The 19,302-nt window shown below is 63.8% G+C and carries 16 protein-coding genes and 2 pseudogenes; 10 read left to right on the top strand and 8 right to left on the bottom strand.

The genetic code is table 11. The features are described 5' to 3' along the window. Positions 1-73: 73 nt before the first annotated feature. Positions 74-424, top strand: coding sequence for a hypothetical protein (locus tag CXY83_RS09895; RefSeq protein WP_104197196.1), 351 nt, complete (start codon positions 74-76; stop codon positions 422-424). Between the two features lie 20 nt (positions 425-444). Here CXY83_RS09895 and CXY83_RS09890 read toward each other — a convergent pair whose 3' ends face one another. Together CXY83_RS09890 and CXY83_RS09885 are read right to left on the bottom strand one after the other, a co-directional pair. Further along, entirely contained in the window at positions 445-4,350 is a 3,906-nt protein-coding gene (locus CXY83_RS09890) for a LamG-like jellyroll fold domain-containing protein (RefSeq protein WP_104197195.1), read from the bottom strand. Between the two features lie 293 nt (positions 4,351-4,643). Continuing rightward, positions 4,644-5,555: a rhodanese-related sulfurtransferase gene (locus tag CXY83_RS09885; protein WP_104197194.1), complete on the bottom strand. Its 912-nt coding sequence runs from the start codon at positions 5,553-5,555 to the stop codon at positions 4,644-4,646. A 199-nt stretch (positions 5,556-5,754) separates the two neighbouring features. Here CXY83_RS09885 and CXY83_RS09880 point away from each other — a divergent pair, with 199 nt between their 5' ends. The 3 genes from CXY83_RS09880 to CXY83_RS09870 all read left to right on the top strand — a co-directional run bounded on the left by CXY83_RS09880 (position 5,755) and on the right by CXY83_RS09870 (position 8,189). After that, the gene (locus CXY83_RS09880; protein ID WP_104197449.1) at positions 5,755-6,279 is read left to right on the top strand and encodes a YbhB/YbcL family Raf kinase inhibitor-like protein; all 525 of its coding nucleotides are present in this window, start codon (positions 5,755-5,757) and stop codon (positions 6,277-6,279) included. Positions 6,280-6,372: 93 nt separating this feature from the next. Then, on the top strand, positions 6,373-7,515 hold the full coding sequence (locus CXY83_RS09875) for an alpha/beta hydrolase (RefSeq protein WP_233200768.1): 1,143 nt from the start codon (positions 6,373-6,375) through the stop codon (positions 7,513-7,515). A gap of 116 nt (positions 7,516-7,631) precedes the next feature. Next, positions 7,632-8,189, top strand: coding sequence for a thioesterase family protein (locus CXY83_RS09870; protein ID WP_104197193.1), 558 nt, complete (start codon positions 7,632-7,634; stop codon positions 8,187-8,189). Between the two features lie 343 nt (positions 8,190-8,532). Here the strand turns inward: CXY83_RS09870 and cynS are convergent, their stop codons facing one another. Further along, positions 8,533-9,003, bottom strand: a complete 471-nt coding sequence (cynS, locus tag CXY83_RS09865; protein WP_104197192.1) for a cyanase — start codon at positions 9,001-9,003, stop codon at positions 8,533-8,535. 34 nt (positions 9,004-9,037) lie between these two features. Continuing rightward, positions 9,038-9,697, bottom strand: a complete 660-nt coding sequence (locus tag CXY83_RS09860; protein WP_104197191.1) for a carbonic anhydrase — start codon at positions 9,695-9,697, stop codon at positions 9,038-9,040. 113 nt (positions 9,698-9,810) lie between these two features. On the opposite strand from CXY83_RS09860, the gene cynR reads away from it, so the two are divergent. After that, a complete protein-coding gene (cynR, locus tag CXY83_RS09855) occupies positions 9,811-10,683 on the top strand; it encodes a transcriptional regulator CynR (RefSeq protein WP_233200766.1) in 873 nt (290 codons plus the stop codon). A gap of 66 nt (positions 10,684-10,749) precedes the next feature. On the opposite strand, the gene CXY83_RS17860 is transcribed toward cynR, so the two are convergent. Next, positions 10,750-11,013, bottom strand: a complete 264-nt coding sequence (locus CXY83_RS17860) for an SDR family oxidoreductase (protein ID WP_199184943.1) — start codon at positions 11,011-11,013, stop codon at positions 10,750-10,752. Between the two features lie 214 nt (positions 11,014-11,227). On the opposite strand from CXY83_RS17860, the gene CXY83_RS09845 reads away from it, so the two are divergent. Further along, a complete protein-coding gene (locus tag CXY83_RS09845) occupies positions 11,228-11,539 on the top strand; it encodes a hypothetical protein (RefSeq protein WP_104197189.1) in 312 nt (103 codons plus the stop codon). Further along, a complete protein-coding gene (locus CXY83_RS09840; RefSeq protein ID WP_104197188.1) occupies positions 11,536-11,958 on the top strand; it encodes a YkvA family protein in 423 nt (140 codons plus the stop codon). Before CXY83_RS09845 ends, CXY83_RS09840 begins: the two co-directional genes overlap by 4 nt. 124 nt (positions 11,959-12,082) lie before the next feature. On the opposite strand, the gene CXY83_RS09835 is transcribed toward CXY83_RS09840, so the two are convergent. Next, positions 12,083-12,589 (bottom strand): SRPBCC domain-containing protein, encoded by a 507-nt coding sequence (locus CXY83_RS09835; RefSeq protein ID WP_104197187.1) that lies wholly within the window; start codon positions 12,587-12,589, stop codon positions 12,083-12,085. A gap of 334 nt (positions 12,590-12,923) precedes the next feature. Beyond that, positions 12,924-13,292: a hypothetical protein gene (locus CXY83_RS18130; protein ID WP_146069902.1), complete on the bottom strand. Its 369-nt coding sequence runs from the start codon at positions 13,290-13,292 to the stop codon at positions 12,924-12,926. Between CXY83_RS18130 and CXY83_RS18595 the strand changes: the two are divergent. Both CXY83_RS18595 and CXY83_RS18590 read left to right on the top strand, forming a co-directional pair. Then, a pseudogene (locus CXY83_RS18595) lies at positions 13,221-14,046 on the top strand (hypothetical protein); the annotation flags it as partial. The gene CXY83_RS18130 and the pseudogene CXY83_RS18595 overlap by 72 nt on opposite strands. Further along, positions 14,026-14,112: pseudogene (locus CXY83_RS18590) on the top strand (hypothetical protein); the annotation flags it as partial. The pseudogenes CXY83_RS18595 and CXY83_RS18590, both read left to right, overlap by 21 nt. A 432-nt stretch (positions 14,113-14,544) precedes the next feature. Here the strand turns inward: CXY83_RS18590 and CXY83_RS09815 are convergent. Next, entirely contained in the window at positions 14,545-15,504 is a 960-nt protein-coding gene (locus CXY83_RS09815; protein WP_104197184.1) for a LysR family transcriptional regulator, read from the bottom strand. A 157-nt stretch (positions 15,505-15,661) separates the two neighbouring features. Between CXY83_RS09815 and CXY83_RS09810 the strand changes: the two genes are divergently transcribed. Then, entirely contained in the window at positions 15,662-19,243 is a 3,582-nt protein-coding gene (locus CXY83_RS09810; protein ID WP_104197447.1) for a bifunctional proline dehydrogenase/L-glutamate gamma-semialdehyde dehydrogenase, read from the top strand. The last annotated feature ends 59 nt before the right edge of the window (positions 19,244-19,302 follow it).

The following is a 19,302-nucleotide window of genomic DNA, read 5'->3' as shown; positions in this document are numbered from 1 at the left end:
CCTGCGCTGGGACGTTATTGCTTTGTGAGATTCAAACAACAGATTTGCGGCCCTAACCGGGCAGACTGGAACAATGGCTTCCCTGAGCGTGCATTCTGACCGGCTCGAGATCCACCTGACGCGCGCAGAAAGAACCCTCGCACTGCGAAGGGAGTCGATCGTGGTGCAGCGGGAGAATATCCGTTCGGTGATCATCACCGAAGATCCCTGGATCTGGTTGCGCGGAATTCGTGCCCTCGGTTCGATCGTTCCGCTCGTCCTTGCCGCGGGAACCTGGAAATTTCATGGCGGCAAGGATTTCGTGTCGATCAAACGTCACCGCCCCGCCGTGGTGATTGACCTCGTCGACGAAGAATTCGCCCGCGTCATTCTCACCAGCCAGCACGCGACCGACCTCATCGACTCGCTCAAGCTGTCGGCCTGATTCGGCAGCCGACGCTGCGGTTACGGTTCCGTCACCGCGATCGCAGAGAGATCATCGAAGGAGACCGTCATGGGTGTCGTGGCTGATCCGCTGGTATACGCGGCGAGCCCAATCGATCCGGCCTGCTGCAGGGTGGCTGTTGCGTCTGTGCGGCTCAGCGGCCAGGTCGTGGGTTCCGTGGTGCCCGCTGCCCACACTTTGGCCCGAATCGTCGTCGGTGCCGTCCCGAAAACCTGCAATCGCACGTGCAACTGATCATTGGTGGCGTAGCTCAGCCCGTCGATAGTGCTCGCTTGCAGAGTGGTGCCGCCGCGCATGAGCTGCAGCTGCACGGCGCCCGTTGCGAGAACTTTGACCCGCGCCCGGTAGTCGTCGGTGCCAACGCGTCGGCCGATCAGTGAAACGTAGGTGCCGGCTCCCGTCGTCGCCTGTTGCAGTGACGTGGTGACCGTGACATCGGTGCTCTCCGACGAGACGCCGACCAGATAGCCGTTCGCCGTCCCTCCGGCGGCCACGCTCATGTGAGCGGCGCCAGCGGTCACCGCATAGTTGCTGACTCTGCCGGTCGTGGTCCACGCGCCTCCGACATCGGCTGAGCCGAGTCCTGAACTGACGTCGCGAGTGAAGGCATCCGTCGCGATGCCCGTTGGCACCGGCATCGGCGCTGAGACGGTGACGGATCGAGTAGTCGTGTCGGTGGCGCCGTCGTTGTCGGTGACGGTCAAGCTGATCGAATAGGTTCCGGCTTCGGCATAGGTGTGCTGCCCGGTGACGCCGTCACTGACGCTATCGTCACCCCACGACCAGGCGAATCCGGTGACGGTCCCATCGGAATCTGCCGATGGCGAAGCATCCGCTGAGACCGCCAGCTGATCGGTGGCGACAGTGAATGCAGCGGTCGGTGCTGCGTTCTGCGGGACGCTTGTGGCGGAGCCCAGTGAGTAGTGCTGCGAGATCACGTCGCCGCTGAGTGGACGCGGATAAACGGCGACATCGTCGATCGTGCCGACGAACCACGGGCTCGACGAGTTCCACGTGTTGTCCCCGCCAATGCGCCAGTAGCCGGAATACGCCTGGGCGCCCGCTTGCGGATTCGTGCCGATGAGAGCGCCATCAACGTAGAGCGCCAGTCCATCAGCTGACTGCTGCGCGAGCACATGGTGCGCGGCTCCATCGTTATAGGAGAGCCCGGTCACGATGGTGTTGGCCTGCCCGGTCCAGGTGCCAAATACCAGGCGACCGTCGTCTTGCAGGTAGACGTGCCGGTCATAACTGTCCGACAATCCAGTCGAAGCGCTGCCGAAGCCGATGATCTTTCCACCCTGCGTTGTCGTCGTGCTGAACCAGGCCTCCAGCGCATAGATGCCGGGAGCCTCAATCAGGGTGTCACTGCTGACGATTCCGCCGCTAAACGACGCGGCCGTGTTGCTCGTGCCGCTCAGCAGTCCGGCAGCGCCCAGGGTGACCGGGTCGGAATAGGTTCCAGGCTGGTCGGAGGCCGATGAGTCGTTCGCTTTCGTTCCAGTGTCTTCACCCAGACGCCAATACAGATCAGGTTCAGCGCTGTAGACGGCCGCGCCGTAGGCGTCGGTAGGAGCCGAAGGGACGGGACTCGTCCGGCCGGAGGCGACAAAGTGTGCCACGATCTGCTTCTGCGTGAGGGGGGCGGAGTAGACGGCGACCTGGGCGATGTCGGCGGCGATGAATGCGCTCGTGGGCTGGCTGGGCCAGCCAGTGACGTTGTCTCCTCCTACGCGCCAGAAGCCCTGGTAGTCCTGACCCGAGGTGATGCTGGCGCGCTGCGCGACCTTCTTGCCGTCGATCAACAGCGACATGCCGGAGCTGCCGAGACTGGCCACTATGTGATGCCACTGGCCATCGTTGTACGAAGCGGACGATGCTATCGTCTGCACTCCGCCGGGGTGGACACCGAACCAGACACGACCGCCCGTGTCCATGTACACATGCCGGTCATAATCGGTGCTTTGGCCGCTATCACTGTTGCCGAACCCGATAATCTTGCCGCCCTGTGTGGTCTCGGTTTTCACCCAGGTCTCGACACTGAACGAATTTGAGGAGCTCTGGGCGTCGTTGGTCGTGGCGAATCCGGTCGCCGTGCCGTCGAAACGGCTTGCCGTGATGGCAGCGTCCACGATTGCTCCCGGAACGCCGGGGCTGACCCCGGCGTTCCGGGTCAGGTCTGCGCCGCCGGTCCAGTCGAAAGCCGGGGCACCGGATGCCTCATTCAGTGGCCAATACGACTCGGGGGAGTCTGCAAAAACACTCGCGGAATAGTCGCTGAGGGTGTCGGATGTGATGGTGACACTGGCCGAACCACCCGTTTGCGTATTGCCGAACGGGTCGGTGACCCGAATTCGATAGGAGTAGCTCTGACCCGGGGTGAGTCCAGTGTCGGTAAAGGACAGTGCCGGCCGGTTCCAGTCGGAGGAGAGCCCCTGAACGCTGGTGACGGAGACGCCGTCGCGCAGCACCTCATAGGTGAGGCTCTCGTTGTCGCGATCGAAAGCCGACTTCCAGCTCAGACGCGCTGTTCCGCTCGCGAACGACATGACCGACGGCAGGAACGCCGATGGATCGAACGAGGCGTTGGCAACACGCGGTCCTTCGTTATTCGGGGCTATGCTCGGCACGGCGAATCGGGCCAGGCCCTGTTGACGTTTGTTATTCACCATCGTGAACTCTCCGCCGTAGAGCAGATACTGGGTATCAGCCGTCACGTGCCACGGACCCTGGCCTTGCCCGGTGAAGCTACCGGTGTTGATGTCGGGATAAAACGCCAGCAGATCGGGTCGAGGTGTGCCCTCGAAGTTGTAGTAGCCGTGTGTGTCGGCAGTGATGACGCCGCCGACATCCATGCTGAAGGCAAGGGTGCGATGGTAGGTCCACGGTGAAGTTTGTTCGAAGCCGTCGATGTTGCCGCAGTAGTGCGCATGCTCGGTCGTGTAGACTTTGTCGCCAGCCGGCACCGCAGAATAGGTGTCCCCATGGCAGTCTTCGACCCAAATCAGACTGCCGTCCTCCCAGCTGGCACGGAATGTTCCTTCGAGGTTGCCGCCGTCCCCGAACACGTAGCCGGTGCCGAACACCCCTTCGGCCGATCCGGTCAGGCTGAGGATGGCCGCCTGGCTGCCGGCGTTTCGAATCAGGCCGTTGACTTTCCACGGCAGTGACGCGCCGGTTGTAGCATCCGTTGCGGCCATGCCGTATCCAGGGTTGGAACTATCGTTATAGGTCGTGAAGGATCCGCCAATGACGACCTTGCTGCCGTCGGGTGAGGCGACGAGGGCGTTGACGGTGCCACCGGCCGGCGTGCCCGACCAGGGCAGCAGAGCGCCGGTGGAGCCGTTGAAGGCTGCCATCCTGGCGCGAGACTGACCGCTAGCCGACGTGAACGTGCCGCCGACGTATACGCTATCGCCCGCGAAGGTGAGTGCCTTGACGCCCGCGTTGAGAACCGGCGCCCAGTCGGGAATAAGAGCGCCACTCTGTACGTCGAAAGCGGCAACGCGATACCGGTTGACGCCGCCGATGTTCGTGAAATAGCCTCCGGCGAACAGCCGCGACCCGTCATTAGAGACGGTCAGGGCGCGGACAGCGCCGTTGACATCGGGATTGAAGGAGGCCACAAGAACGCCGGTGGTGAGGTTGTAGGCCAACAGGTTGTTGCGCACGACCTCGTTCACGCCGTCGGCTGAGCCGGCGGGTCGCGAGCGGGTGAATTCCCCCCCGACGTAAACGGTGTCGCCCACAATGAGTTGTGCCCAGACGACCCCATTGATCTGCGCGGTGGGGAGCGAGTCGGCCGATACTGTCACGGGAGTAGTGGCATCCGTGGGGCGACTGTCAGCGACGGCGGCCAGTGGCACTGCGAGAGCGCCCACAACGAGCGCCGTAGAAGCAACCATGGCCAAGAGCCAATTGCGGGTATTCGTTATTGCGCGCACCAGAGAGGCCTCACTTTGACTTTCTTCGCAGCCGCCGGATAACCACCGCACAGATCGGAGCTTAGTGAGAGATTCTCAGGGGCAAACTCCCCCATGCGGGGGGTGGAACGCCCCCCTCATGGGGGAGTCTGGCTGGGTGACGTCTTTTTTGCAGCTCACGGCAGAGCCGATCGGGGTCGGACCAAGGCCTAGAGAAACCCAGAGACCCGACCCGGCAGAACGGTGAAGGAAAGCTCGTTCACCGCGGCGACCCTCTATACCCGGCGCAACCCGGCGTGTGCGTCGCAGGCCGGCAACGCCTGGGCTACACACTCGGAGCAGATTACGAGTTGTTCCCGGCAGGAAGGATCCCCACAATTAGGCATGTTCGTGGTCGGCGCGGCACAGATTTGGCAGACGCCCAGCACGGCAGCGCCGGGAGCGAAGTCGATGGACATCCGCTGATCGAAGACGTAGAGCGAACCAGACCACAGGCCTTCGTTGCCGAAGGCCTCCCCGTAGCGCACAATGCCGCCATCGAGTTGGTAGACCTCGTCGAACCCGCGCGATTTCATCAGGCCGCTGAGTACCTCACACCGGATGCCACCGGTGCAGTAGGTCACCACCGGCTTGCCCTTGAGATGGTCGTACTTGCCGCTGTCGAGTTCGGCCACGAACTCGCGCGTGTTCACCACGTCGGGTACGACCGCATCGCGAAAGTGGCCGATTTCCGCCTCGAACCGGTTACGCCCGTCGAAGAAGACCACCTCGTCGCCGCGCTCGGCAACCAGGGCGTTCAGTTCGGCCGGCTGCAGCTTGGTGCCGCCCCCGACGACTCCCGTTTTGTCGACGCGCAATTCGCCGGGCGCGCCAAAGCTCACGATCTCGTCGCGCACCTTGACCACGAGTTTTGGAAAGTCCAGACTCTGGCCGTCCTCGTCGAGGCCGGTGCCCTCGCTCCACTTGAAATCGATGTTCTTGAACGCGGGGTAGCCGCGCGTCTTACGGATGTACTTCTTGATCGCCGGCAGGTCACCGCCGACCGTACCGTTCAGTCCATCCTTCGAAATGAGGATGCGCCCGCGCAGGCCGAGCCCGGCACACAGGTCGCGTTGCCAGAGACGCACCGCGTCGGGGTCGGCCAGTGGGGTGAAGATGTAAAAGAGCAGAATCTTCGGAATGGCCATGGGCTCATTTTACGAGAGTGCGCGCATTGTTCGAGCGCACGGCAAAGCGCCACCCCTCGCTGAAGTCGTTTCCAACGGTGACTGCTCGGAAGCTACCACGGTTTCATGCCCCTCGCTAGCGGCATTCTTGAGCGTGCACGGGAACCGGCGGCGTAGGCTGACGGAGCGCCACAACCAGACGCGCATTCAGGAGGCCATTGTGACCAACGACCCGCTCGCCCGCTTCGGCGAGGTGCCCCAGTTTTCACTCACCAGCAGCGACATGACCGATGGCAGTCCGTTGCGGTCAGCGCAGTACGGTGCCGATGCCGGGGGAGCGGATGTTTCCCCCCAGCTCTCCTGGCGGGGTTTTCCAGCCGAGACCCAGAGTTTCGCGCTCACCGTGTTCGACCCCGACGCGCCGACCGGTTCCGGGTTTTGGCACTGGGCTGTAGCCAACCTGCCGGTCTCCGTCACCGCGCTTTCCGCTGGAGTTCAATCGTTGCCGGCCGGCTCGCTCGTACTGCCTAATGAGCTGCGACTCACCTCATTTTCCGGCGCCGCACCGCCGCCGGAAACCGGTACCCACCGCTACCAGTTCATCGTTCACGCGCTCGACGTGGCAACGCTTGACCTCGACCCGCAGTCCACACCGGGCGTCCTGGGCTTCAACCTGCACTTTCACACGCTTGCGCGTGCAGTATTGGAGGCGACCGGGGTCGCGGGTGGGGCATCCGCTGCCTGAACGCCCGGCGTTCGACCCACGTGAAACCGGAAATCAACCCCAAATGGGATTGTTCCCAGCGAGGATTCGGGGGAGTCGACTTATCCTCAATCAATGAGTCAAGTCACCACCACGTTCGACAGGGATAGTCGCATCCCCCCGCACCGTTCCCCATCATTGCTAGAACGCACCACGCCGAACCGCAGCACGCCAAACCGCACCACACCAGAAAGTGCCGCGCCGGTACCGGCCTGGCTGCACGGTATCCGTCTACACACTGATGGCGTCACTGTCGACCGGTCGGCTCATCGAGAGACCGGGATTCGCCGCCTGCCGGTCTGGGCGTGGCGCGCGCTCATGCTGCGACGGGCGGCTCCGGTGCATAAATTCAACCTGCACCCGATCGATTCCGTTGAGTACGACCTCGATCTGGATTACATCGGCGACGGCCAGAAGATTCACCGGCTCGACGTACTCGCTCCCAAACGCGCGGATGGTGCGGAACCGCTGCCCGTCTACGTGTACTTTCACGGCGGTGGCTGGACCTCGGGTGACAAAGATCCGCTCACCAAGTACTGCGCGAGCCAGGCCGCCGAAGGCATGATCGTCGTCAATGCCAACTATCGAATGGCGACGCGGTTTCAGCTCAAGCACATGTTGCAGGATGGCAACGCCGTGCTCGACTGGGTGGCCCGCAACATCGCCGCCTACGGGGGAGACCCGACACGCATCGTGCTCGGTGGTGATTCCGCCGGCGGCCACATTGCGGCGCTGCTCACCGCTGCGGCGTTCGAGCCAGAACTCGCCACACACTATGACATCGCACCGCCGGTCGCCCCGCGAAACCTGCGCGGCCTGGTGCAGCACTGCAGCATCGCCGATTTCTCGGTGCTGTTCGACCGCGGGTTTGTACTGAGCCTCAATTTCGTCAGGATGCTGTTGCCCGATCGGGGGCGGGGACTGCACCTGCGCACGGCCGCACGTTTTATGTCGCCGATCGAGTGGCTCAACCGCGGGTTTCCGCCGGTCTTTGTCACGACATCGGAGCGCGATTACTTTTACCGCGCCAACCTCAACTTCATCGAGGCGCTGCGGGCGCGCAAGATTCGCGTCGATACCTTGATTTATGGCCGACAGAGCGTCAATACCAAGCACACCTGGCAGCAAGACGACACGCATCCGGAATCGCAGGAGGTCTACCGTCGCCTCGGAGCATTCGTGCGTGCTGTCGCGCCGCGCGCGGTCGCTGCACTCTAGGTCAGGACCACGCATGGGTCGCCGCGATCACCCCCTGCTGGGGCATCGGATGCTGGTGCTCACCCACAATAGTCACCGTGCCTGAGCGCCGGTGTCGTTAGCATCGAGTCGTGCATATGTTCTTCAGAACCCTCCTTCATGCCCTGCTGTCGAAGTTCGGCCCTCGGCTCGGTCACTTCGACGTCGCTCGCACCAACTTCGTGACAATGCCGACCGACCTGGATATTTTGCGGCACATGAATAACGGGGTCTACCTGTCGATCATGGACGTGGCCCGCTTCGATATGTTGCACCGAACCGGCGTCTGGGCCATTTTCCAGGAGCGCGGCTGGTACCCGGTTGTGGTTTCTGAGACGATCAGCTTTCGCAAGTCGCTCACGGTCGGCCAGAAGTTCACGGTGGAGTCGCGCATCCTCGGCTTCGACGAGAAAGCCGTATACGTCGAGCAGCGTTTCGTGCGACCGGATGCCGATGGCTCACCCGAAATCTACTCCCACGGCTACATTCGCGGCCGCTTTCTCAAGCGCACCGGCGGCGTGGTGACGATCGACGAGCTGCTCGAGGCGATCGGTGTCGCCCCCGACGATGTGACGGTGCCCGAGTGGCTGCTTGAGTGGAGCCGCAATGCCGCGGCTCCCGCCACGCGAGCCCCCGCGCCGAGCATCTGGAACTAGCTGAACGGGTTGCGCCAACCGCGCCACGCGCAGCGTCAGCTGCGCCAAAGTGGTTCGAGGCTGGCGGTGTTGGCAGAGGGGGCCCCCACTGCTGCGTCGTTCTTCAGCCGCACGTCAGTTGAGTTTGAGCGCTATCGGGAGGAAGGTGCCGCTCTAAGGGGTTCGGCTTGCGGGCACGTGTACAGCCTTCGAGCCGATGTGTGCGGGTGTTCGGCGGCGGACCTATACCGCCAAGTACAAACGCGACATTCTGACCGAGTGATGAAGTCCATGATTTGTCCGTGCCTGGAGGGTTTTTTCATGGGGCAGCAGGCGCCCCGATCGCGCCGCCGCGAGGCCGGGTTCAGAAGGGTTTGGTGGGCAGGTATTTTCCGTCGAGGGTGATCACGGCACGTGAACCGCCGTCGGGGTCTTCAACTTTCTTGATGTCTAGCTTGAAATTGATGGCGCTGATGATGCCGTCGCCGAACTGTTCGTGGACCAGGGCCTTCAAAGTGGAGCCGTAGACCTGCATCATTTCGTAAAACCGGTAAACGGTGGGGTCGGTCGGGATACCGCCGGGGATGCTGCCGCGCATCGGAATGGTCTGCAGCAGCATTGCGGCGTCCTTGCCTAGACCCAGCCGCTCAGCGACGAGTTCCGCAGCGGCTTCGGGCAACGGATGCTGACCAAGCAGGGCGGCGGTGACGAAAACTAGGCTCAAACCGGTGCCATCGGTCAGTTCCTGCCAGGAGAGGTCCTTGCGCATCTTGGCGTCGATGATGGCGGCGGTCAGTTCCTCGCGCGGAGCTGGGGTGTTCTGGGAATGAATCATGGTGTTTTCCTTTTCTTTTGGTGATACGAGGTGGTTAGGCGGCCAAGCCGGATACGGCCGGCGTGGCATGGTCCGGCGCATTGCCCGCGAGTGGGACAAAATGGCCGGTGACACCGTCCAGGGTGTCAATGGAGCCGGTTTCGATGTCGTAGACCCAGCCGTGGAGGTTTAGCCGGTTCTGATCCAGGGCCAAGGCGACGGAGGGATGGGTCCTGATGTTGGTCAGCTGGGCGATGACGTTCCCGCGGACCATGGCCTTCAACGACTCCTGGGCCGATGCGTGGGTGCGGGCGGCATTGACGGCCTTCGCCGCGTCGGCGTGGGCAAGCCAATTGGCCACGGCCGGCAAGTGGTCCAGGTTCATGTCGGTCGAGATGGCAGTCATCGCTCCGCAGTCGGAATGGCCACAGATGATGATGTCCGTGACGCCCAGGACGGCGACCGCGTACTCGACTGTCGCGGAGACACCGCCGGGCTCCGGGCCGTAGGCGGGCACGATGTTGCCGGCGTTGCGCATGACGAACAGGTCACCCGGTTCCTGCTGGGTCAGCAGCTCTGGCACGACCCGGCTGTCCGAGCAGGCAATGAACAGGGCCTCAGGGCTCTGGGCGGTGGCCAGCTCCTTGAAGAGTTCCGAACGCGCCGGAAAGGCCTCCCGTTGGAATTTCAGAAAGCCTTCAATGATGTTTTGCATGGCTGTCCTCTCGATGTTTGGGGGGATATTCAATGATGACGGAAACTATCTATAGTGTCCAAGACCTATTTATGATGGAATCAATAAGTAATTTCTATAGTTGGAGAATTGTAATGTTGCGCCACATTCGTTATCTGACCGCAGTGGCGGAACACCAGAACTTCACGCGCGCGGCCGAGTCGCTCCACGTCTCCCAACCGACGCTGTCGCAACAGATCAAGCAACTGGAGAACTCGTTAAACGTTCAGCTCTTGGACCGGTCCGGACGGACCGTGCGGCTGACAGACGCTGGCGAGACCTTCCTGCGCTACACCCGCCGCGCCCTGCGCGAACTTGACGCCGGAACCCGGGCCATCCACGACGTGCAGGACCTGAGCCGTGGATCGCTCCGGTTGGCGATGACGCCTACGTTCACCGCGTACCTGATCGGTCCACTGGTCGAACGCTTCCGCACCCGCTATCCCGGCATCACCTTGAGCCTGCAGGAGATGACCCAAGACCGCATCGAGGTGGCACTGGCCGAGGACACCCTCGACCTAGGCATCGCATTTGCCGAGGTGCGTTCGTCCGAGATTGAGACCCAGGCCTTGTTCGTCGAAACTCTCAGCCTGGTTGTCGGCAACAACCATCCCCGCGTCGGACAGCAGGCACCCATGACCCTGCGGGAGTTGGAACAGGAGGAGCTTGTGCTGCTCAGTAATGACTTTGCTACCCGGCGCCACATCGACCTGCATTTTCGGGACCACGGTGTTGCCCCCCGCATCGCGATCGAAGTCAACTCCGTCAGCGCGATCATGGAAATCATTCGTCGTGGCCAGCTCGCCACCGTGCTGCCCGAAGCCATTGCCCGCGAACAGCACGGGCTCAACCCGGTTGCCGTGCTGCCTGCTATTCCACACCGCACCGCAGCCCTGCTCAGAAGGCAGGGTGCGTACATGAGCGCAGCCAGCAGGGCCTTCACCGAGCTGATATCGATGTGGAGCTAGCCGCCTGACCCCGCCACGACCAACGAAGTCACCGTCAAAGGACCTGTCCAACACCACCGATTCGTTTTACAGAAAACCAATGCAGCGCTCGGCGGCCATCGCACTGTGGTGCGCGATGGCGCCGACAGTGGCGATCAAGCCGGGCAAGACGTTGACCACCCGCACGCCTTTCGGCCCGACTTCGGCGGCGAGAGAGCGACTGTAAAAGTTCATGGTCTCTTTCGATAATGCGAGAACGAGGTTAAAAACATGCCGTTCGTTGGTTCCCGCGTCTGCGTTGGCGATCACGATTATCCGGATCACTGCGTTTGCCAACCAGAGCACGACCATTGCGAGGCTGAGTCCGACTTGGTTTCTGTCGACCCACAAAATCATTCGTCCGCAAGTCGGGGTGTCGATGTCTAGGTGATCTCCCAATTCCTACGAGTTCGATAGAAGGTTCCACTCGCGGTCGTTTTTCTGACGGCCGTGATGCCTCGCTGCAGCGCGACCGCGGCTGTCTTGTCAGCAGGCGAATCCGATCGCGGACTGCGAGAATCGATGCATGACTTCCACCGATCGTGCGGCGATACTCGTTGGGCGGGGGAAAGCCCTCGAATGGATCACGCTGGGGTGGAACTTCATTGGTGTCATCGTGCTGGCTCTCCTCGCGACAGTGGCGGCTGTGGTAGTCCTGGTTATCGAAAGACGGGTGGCGTTCATCGACGGTCTCCTTGCCAGCGCGGTGCTCCTCGGCTTGGTACTCGATCTGGCACTCGGATGGTGGTGGGCCGACCCGCTCGCGGGTTACGTCATCGTCTATTACGTGGCTCGCGAGGGTCTCAGAATCTTTTGTTCGAACGGGGGCAGCTCATGACGACCTGGTGGACCGTTGTCCTGAGCGTGCTCGGCGGATTGCTGGTGCTGTGGCTGGTTCTTGTTCTCGTTCTCTGGATCGAGCAACGCCGGCAGCCTGGCGGAGCATCACTTCGTGATCTGCTGCGCCTCGCGCCCGACGTCGCCCGGCTACTCAAACGCCTCGCCGCCGATCGAACCGTGTCGATCGGGGTTCGAATCTGGCTCGCGGTTCTTTTGCTCTACCTGCTGTCGCCGATCGATTTGATTCCGGATTTCATACCCGTTCTCGGTTACGCCGACGACGCCATCGTTGTCGCGATCGCTCTACGATTCGCGACTCGCCGGGCGGGCAGCGATGCGGTCAAGCGGCATTGGCCGGGAACACCCGAAGGGCTCTCAGCCGTGCTCCGACTGGCTGGCTTGAAACCCTCGGCCTAATGCTCGCGTTCGCTAAACGATCCGAAACCCGTCGAGCAGGCGTCCCAGCGAGGGTTCGTCGTATGGAACTTCTGCGGAGCGCTTCTCGCCACTGCCAAGAGCTACCGCAGCACGAAGTGACCGATTAGGCGGTGCGCACCGGAACGATGAGGTCCTTGTAGAACTGCGCGTGCGCTGGATAGTAATGCTCCCACTCGGGCAATGGCAGGCCGGCTCGGGAGGCGACCAGTCGATCGAGGTAAAAGTCCCAGCCCGGCCCCATCGTGGCGACCTCCGAGGGGGAACGCAAACGTTGCCCGAACGTGAGGTTGGTCATGCCGTCGCCCTCGACCAGGTGGAACAGCGCGCGCCAAGAATCCTCGCCCTCGCCGAAATCGCCGCTGAAGCGGTGCGGAGCCTGGCACTGCCGAATGCTCACATACTCCCACTTGGCGTCCGGCTCCGCCGTCATCCTGAATTTGACGGCCCCGGTGGCCGGCGAACCGGTGTAGGTGCCGATCCACTTCTCGAGTTCGGCCGGGCGGGTCAGGCTCGCCCACACTTTTTCGATCGGCGCGTTGAACAACCGATTCAGCATGAGATACAGGCCGTCCTCGCGCTGAACGAGGCGTCCGGTGGGCTTGGCTGACATGGTGACCTCCACTGTGAGTGAAACGCGAGTCTTACCTCAGGCTAGGCCACTTTGCGCCCCTCTGCTATATGTCAGAGGCCCTCCAGAACGGACACGGCGGCGTTGTGGCCGCCCGCTCCGCTGACCCCGCCGCAGCGGCCCCACCGGTTTGGGTTTCGATGCGAGGGTGACCGTCGGCATCCGTCATGCCCAGATCCTATCGAGGGCGAGAAGTCACCTTGTATTCGCCTGCCAGACACCTGGGACCGCTACGCAGAGGCATCCAATGTCTGTTCCCAGGAGGATCACCGCATGAGCGCCTTGAGACGCCCAGCCCGACGCCGAGTTCCCATAGTCACCGAGTTCCCATAGTCACCATGGCGGCCGTCGTCGCCTGCGCCGCGCTCGCGGCCGCGCCCCTCGTGTCGGCGGTGCCGATGGCCTCGGCGCGATGGCCATCGAATCGCCCAGCAAAACGGATACCGGCTGGCTCGTCTTCTTCGACGCCACCGCCGCGGCGCCCACAATTCTCGGTGCCGTCACGGTTGGAGCCCTGCCCGACATGGTCAGCATCTCGGCCGACGGCAGCTACGCCGTCGTGGCCAACGAGGGTGAGCCGAACGACGCCTACACGATCGACCCCGAGGGTTCCGTGGGCGTCGTCACACTGCCCGGCACGCTGGCCGCACCGGCGCAGTCTGCCGTTACGACGGCTGATTTTCACGCCTACGAAGCCAATGGCGGCAGGACGTTGCACGAGGACGTGCGCGTCTTCGGCCCGACGGTCAATACGGCGTTCCCGATCTCGGCCAACCTCGAACCCGAATATGTAGCGATTGACGAAATCACCGCCTACGTTGCCCTGCAGGAAGCCAACGCCGTCGCCATCGTCGACCTTGCCACACCAAAAGCTGTTAGGACGAGCTCTACTCCTTCGGCTCGCGCTCGTTCTCCATCTGGAACACGAACGGCACGCAGGCCTTCGGCTCCGGAGACGACTTCGAACGCATCCCCGCCGCGGCGAACCCCGCGTACTTCAACTCCACCCACAGCGATGCCATCACCGACCTGTCGGCGGCTGGTGACCTCGGCCCGGAAGGTGTCACGTTCATCTCCGCAGAGAAGTCTCCCACCGGTGAGCCAATGCTCGCCGTCGGCAACGAGGTATCCGGAACCACGACGATCTTCTCGATCAATACCATCGTCGCTCCGGTCACCACCGAGATCCAGGTGCCCGGCATCAACGACTTTCACGGTCGCCTCGAAGTCAACGCCAGGACCAGGAGGCCGGCGCTGCCGTGCTCGCTGGAGCCGTCGCGCAGCCGAAGACCGAAAACCCGAACACCCTGTTCGTCTCCGCGGGAGACAACATCGGCGCCTCCACCTTCACGTCGTTCTCGCAGCAGGACGAACCGACCATCGACGCCCTCCTCGCGGCCGGGCTGGACGCATCCGTTGTGGGAAACCACGAGCCCGACGCCGCACAGGGCGAGCACATCGTCGGCCTGTCCCTGAACGGTGTGGCGATCTCCCTGGCCGCAGTCTTTCGCGTCACGACGAACTCGTTCCTGGCCGCGGGCGGTGATAAATTCACGACCTTCGCCGCCGGAATCAACGCTACGGATACTGGCCAGGCCGACCTCACCGCCACTGTCTCGTACTTCGAGCAGCACGCGCTCGTCGACCCGGCACCGCTTGGCCGCGCCGTGCTGGCCGGCACCGACTGGGCCAGTGTCACGGTCGGCGACGCCGGGTTCACCCCGGGCGAGCGGGTCACCGTCACGGTCTCCGGGCTGAACCCCGGGCAAAAGATCACCGGCACGCTCTACTCCACACCGGTGAACCTCGGCACCTTCGCGGCCAACGCCGCTGGAATTGCCACGTTCTCGGCGGTGATCCCGATCAACACCCCGGTCGGGGCGCACGATGCCCCGGCTGTCGTGCCCGGGGCATCCGTCTGTGATCGCGGGGGCGTGTCACACCGGCGCGAGCGGCTCGAACGGGCGTGGCGGCTCGAGCGGGTCGGACTCGGTGGGCTTGGCCACCTTGCTTACCGCCCGGTCGAGGGCGCCGCGCACCGCGACGACGCCGGGACGCCCGGCACTCGAACGACGCGCGGCCGAAAACAGGGTGCGATGTGGTGTGCCCGGCAGATCGTGCAGCTGCACGGCCGGCATACGACCGGCCCAGACCAAATCGGGCAGAATGCCCACGGCATTGCCTGATTCAATCAAGCGGATGTGCGCGATCAGGTCGGCGGTCTCGAACCGAACGTCGGGTTCGAATCCGGCCGAACGGCATAGCTGCGTGGCCCACTGGCGCGAGGCGGTGCCGACCGGTTCCATCACCCAGGGCAGGCCGGCGGTGTCCTCGAGCCTGTCGGCGCCAACGCGCGAGTTCTCCGCGGGCGGCACCGCGAGTCGTAATGCGTCCGTCGCGAGGTTCACCCGGTCGAGGTCGGGCCAGTGCGCTCGGGTGTGGCCGGGATATTGTTCGGCCAGCACGAGGTCGAAGTCCCGTGCCGCGACGTCGAACAGGCCACGCTCGGGCTCACGCTCGGTCACTTCGACCCGCAGCGCTGGGAATTCCTCGGCGAGAAAGGTGAGCGCCCGCGGAATCACGGCCAGGGCTGCCGACTGGAACACAGCCACCCGCACGGTGCCAGACACGGTCGTCGTGCTGGCACGCAGGTCGGCCTCAGCGAGCTCGAGCCGCTCCAGCAGGTGCGTGGTGTGCTCGACCAGAATCTCGGCTTGCGGGGTGAGCTGCACCCGGCGACCGACTTTCTTGAGCAATACGACGCCGGCCTCTTTTTCGAGCAGCGCGAGCTGTTGCGACACCGCGGACGGGCTGTACGCGAGGGCCGTGGCGACCCCGGCCAGGGTGCCGCGAATCTTCAGTTCACGCAGCAGCCGCAACCGCCTGACATCCAGCATGTGCTACTCCGAACACCCATCACCCCACCAAAAACCAAACCATTAGAAATTATAACGAATACCCTGCATAAACAATTGCTTTTGCTAAATATAGGCTGGTCCCAGACTTGACACACCAGAGCACCCCATCCGCGAACGAAAGACTAGTCTCGTGACCATGACCAACGCCTCCACCCGCCCCGCCAACGAGGATTTCAGTGCGGAGGTCATCGCGCTCGTCAAGAAATGGCTCGACGAAAGCGCCACCATCCCAGCGGATGCCGCGGCCGAGCGGCTCGCCGGCGTGCTGAAGGACCCCAACGGCCTGGACTTCACTGTCGGCTTCGTGGACGGCGTCATGCGCCCCGAAGACAAGATGGTTGCCGGTTACAGCCTCGCGCGGGTCGCCAAGAAGGCACCCGGCTTTCTGCCGGTGCCCATGCGCGCCGCCATCGGACTCGGCGGCATTCTCGGTCCGGTACTGCCTTGGGTAGTCATTCCGGCAGCCCGCACGGTGCTTCGCCAGATGGTCGGCCACCTCGTCGTCGACGCCACCCCCGACAAGCTGGGGCCCGCACTGGCTCATCTGAAAGAAGGAGGCAACCGCCTCAACATCAACCTGCTCGGTGAATCGGTGCTCGGCGAGAAGGAAGCGCGCGAACGGCTCGAGGGCACCAAGCGCATCCTCGAACGCCCAGACGTCGACTACGTCTCGATCAAGGTGTCGTCGATCGCCAGCCAGCTGTCGATGTGGGCCTTTGATGAGACCGTCACCCGGGTGGTCGAACGGCTGACGCCGCTGTATGAGTTCGCCGCGGCATCCGCTACTCCGAAATTCATCAACCTCGACATGGAAGAATATCGCGACCTCGACCTCACCATCGCGGTGTTCGAGGGGCTGCTCGACCAGCCGCAACTCGCCCAGCTTGAGGCCGGTATCGTGCTGCAGGCGTACCTGCCCGACGCCTTCAGTGCCATCCAGGGCCTGACCCACTGGGCCCAGAACCGCCGCGCGGCCGGGGGAGCTGCGATCAAAGTGCGCCTCGTCAAGGGCGCCAACCTCGCCATGGAGCATGTCGACGCCGCCGTGCACGATTGGCCGCTCGCCACGTTCTCGACCAAGCAGGACAGCGACACCAACTACAAGCGGGTGCTCAACTGGGCGCTCACCCCGCAGAATACCGACGCCGTCAAGCTCGGCATCGCTGGCCACAACCTGTTCGACGTGGCCTGGGCGCACCTGCTCAGCGTCGCCCGTGGCGTCGATGACCGGGTCGATTTCGAGATGCTGCTGGGCATGGCCACCGCCCAGGCCCAGGCCGTGCGGCAGGACGTCGGGCAACTGCTGCTCTATACCCCCGTCGTCGACCCCGCGCACTTCGACGTGGCGATCAGCTACCTCATTCGCCGCCTCGAAGAAAACGCGAGCCAGGAGAACTTCATGTCGGCCGTGTTCGAGCTGACCAGCAGCCCGGAGCTGTTCAACCGCGAGAAGGCCCGTTTTCAGGCCTCCCTCGACGCGCTCGAGGACCAGGTTCCTGCCCCCAGGCGCGTACAGGACCGCTCGAGCAGCTATGACCTCGATCGCCTCGCCGCCGCCCTCCCGGATGCTCGCCGCCAGAGCAGCGAGACCGCCTCCGATTCCGACCCGCAGCTGACCGAAGCCCTGCTCGGCATCACCCGCGGATCGGTGCCAGCACCCTCGAGCTTTCGCAATGAGCCCGACACCGACCCGTCACTGCCGGCCAACCGGGCCTGGGGCCGAGGCATCCTGGCCCGCGCCGAGGCATCCGTTCTCGGCACCGCCACCATTGAGGCCGCTGCAGTTCCCGATGAGGCCACCCTCAATTCCATCATCGACGGCGTGCTGGCCGCCGGGGCAGCGTGGGGCCAGAAGACCGGCGCCGAGCGCGCCGCCGTGCTGCATCGCGCCGGACTGGCGCTCGCTTCCAGGCGCGACCGCCTGATCGAGGTCATGGCGAGCGAGTGCGGCAAGACGATCACCGAGGGTGACGCCGAGGTGAGCGAAGCCATCGACTTCGCCAACTATTATGCCGAACGTGCCAAGGACCTCGACCGCGTACAGGGCGCCATCTTCGTGCCCTCCAAACTCATCGTGGTCACCCCGCCGTGGAACTTTCCGACCGCTATCCCGGCCGGTGGCATGCTCGCCGCCCTCGCCTCCGGTGCTGGCGTCGTCGTCAAGCCCGCCACGATAGCCCAACGCACCGGTGCCGTCGTCGTCGAGGCGCTGTGGGAGGCAGGCATTCCGCGCGAACTTCTCGCGCTCGTCAACCTGCCTGACCGGGAACTCGGCGCCAAGCTCATCGCGCACCCCGCGGTCGACCGGGTCATTCTCACCGGCGGCTACGAGACGGCCGAGCTGTTTCGCTCGTTCCGCCACGACCTCCCGCTGCTCGCCGAAACCAGCGGCAAGAACGCCATCATCGTCACCCCCTCGGCTGACTTCGACCTGGCCGCCGCTGACGTCGTCAAGAGTGCTTTCGGCCACGCCGGCCAGAAGTGCTCGGCCGCGAGCCTGGTGATCCTGGTCGGATCGGTCGCGAAATCGGAGAGGTTCCTCGGCCAGCTGGTCGACGCCGCGACCTCGATCCAGGTGGGACCGGCCAGCGATCCGGTCACCCAGATGGGCCCGATCATGTCGCCGGCCGACGGCAAACTGCTGCACGCGCTGACCACCCTGGGCGCTGAAGAAAAATGGCTGGTCGAGCCGAAGCAGCTCGATGAGACCGGCAAACTCTGGTCACCCGGCATCCGCACCGGCGTCGCGCCCGGATCGTACTTTCACCTCACCGAGTTCTTTGGCCCGGTTCTCGGCGTGATGCACGCGCGCAATCTGGAAGAAGCCATCCGCTTTCAAAACGCCGTCGACTATGGGCTGACCACCGGGCTGCACTCGCTCGACGCCGACGAACTGGCCCTCTGGCTTGATTCTGTTGAGGCCGGCAACCTCTACGTCAACCGCGGCATCACCGGCGCCATCGTGCAGCGCCAGCCGTTCGGCGGGTGGAAGCGCTCCGCGGTGGGGGCCGGAACCAAGGCCGGCGGACCGAACTACCTGCTCGGCCTCGGCAGCTGGGTCAGCGAACCGGGCCGCAACAGCTCGACGCTGCACTTGCGCGGCCTCGAGCAGCGCGTCACCGACATCATCGAGGCCAGCCAGCCTTTTCTCGACTACACCGACTTCGACGTATTGCGCCGCTCGGCGGTGAGTGACGCTCTGGCCTGGCGCGAAGAGTTCAACGTCGTGCGCGACGCGACCGACCTCGGCGTGGAGCGTAACCTGTTCCGCTACCGCGCGCTGCCGGTCACCGTGCGCCTGACGGAAACCGGCACGCTCGCCCAGCTGCTGCGCGTGATCGCCGCCGCGACCCTGTCACGATCGAGCTTCGACGTGTCCAGCGCCATTCCGGTACCACCCGCCGTGCGCAATATCCTCGCTGAGCGCGAGACCCTGGTGGTCATCGAGAGTGACGAGGAGTGGCTCGACCGGGCCCGCTCGGGCAAAATCACGGCCAGCCGCGTGCGTCTCATCGGCAGCGACCCGGTGCTGGGCGCGGCGGAGGCGGCATCCGCTCTTGCTGAGGCCACGAACGGCAGCCCGGACATTGCCGTGTATTCCAACGCTGTCACCCAGGCCGGTCGCATCGAAGTGCTGCCGTTCCTGCGCGAACAGGCTATCTCGATCACCGCGCATCGGTTCGGCAACCCGAGCACGCTCTCGCAGGGCGTGATCTGAAAAACGGCCGGTGCGGCTCGCGTGGGCGCACCGGCTACGAGCTATTGGCATAGTGATTA

Source organism: Cryobacterium sp. M15 (genome assembly GCF_002929675.1).
GTDB lineage: Bacteria > Actinomycetota > Actinomycetes > Actinomycetales > Microbacteriaceae > Cryobacterium > Cryobacterium lyxosi.
The sequence above is the reverse complement of the archived record's forward strand: the minus strand, read 5'-3'. Positions and strand labels throughout refer to the sequence as shown.

What these genes read in the sequence shown, in the direction of transcription:
- CXY83_RS09895 (WP_104197196.1), top strand. Translation starts at nt 74, where the DNA reads ATGGCTTCCCTGAGCGTGCATTCTGACCGGCTCGAGATCCACCTGACG.
- CXY83_RS09890 (WP_104197195.1), bottom strand. Translation starts at nt 4,350, where the DNA reads ATGGTTGCTTCTACGGCGCTCGTTGTGGGCGCTCTCGCAGTGCCACTG.
- CXY83_RS09885 (WP_104197194.1), bottom strand. Translation starts at nt 5,555, where the DNA reads ATGGCCATTCCGAAGATTCTGCTCTTTTACATCTTCACCCCACTGGCC.
- CXY83_RS09875 (WP_233200768.1), top strand. Translation starts at nt 6,373, where the DNA reads ATGAGTCAAGTCACCACCACGTTCGACAGGGATAGTCGCATCCCCCCG.
- CXY83_RS09870 (WP_104197193.1), top strand. Translation starts at nt 7,632, where the DNA reads ATGTTCTTCAGAACCCTCCTTCATGCCCTGCTGTCGAAGTTCGGCCCT.
- cynS (WP_104197192.1), bottom strand. Translation starts at nt 9,003, where the DNA reads ATGATTCATTCCCAGAACACCCCAGCTCCGCGCGAGGAACTGACCGCC.
- CXY83_RS09860 (WP_104197191.1), bottom strand. Translation starts at nt 9,697, where the DNA reads ATGCAAAACATCATTGAAGGCTTTCTGAAATTCCAACGGGAGGCCTTT.
- cynR (WP_233200766.1), top strand. Translation starts at nt 9,811, where the DNA reads ATGTTGCGCCACATTCGTTATCTGACCGCAGTGGCGGAACACCAGAAC.
- CXY83_RS17860 (WP_199184943.1), bottom strand. Translation starts at nt 11,013, where the DNA reads ATGGTCGTGCTCTGGTTGGCAAACGCAGTGATCCGGATAATCGTGATC.
- CXY83_RS09845 (WP_104197189.1), top strand. Translation starts at nt 11,228, where the DNA reads ATGACTTCCACCGATCGTGCGGCGATACTCGTTGGGCGGGGGAAAGCC.
- CXY83_RS09840 (WP_104197188.1), top strand. Translation starts at nt 11,536, where the DNA reads ATGACGACCTGGTGGACCGTTGTCCTGAGCGTGCTCGGCGGATTGCTG.
- CXY83_RS09835 (WP_104197187.1), bottom strand. Translation starts at nt 12,589, where the DNA reads ATGTCAGCCAAGCCCACCGGACGCCTCGTTCAGCGCGAGGACGGCCTG.
- CXY83_RS09815 (WP_104197184.1), bottom strand. Translation starts at nt 15,504, where the DNA reads ATGCTGGATGTCAGGCGGTTGCGGCTGCTGCGTGAACTGAAGATTCGC.
- CXY83_RS09810 (WP_104197447.1), top strand. Translation starts at nt 15,662, where the DNA reads ATGACCAACGCCTCCACCCGCCCCGCCAACGAGGATTTCAGTGCGGAG.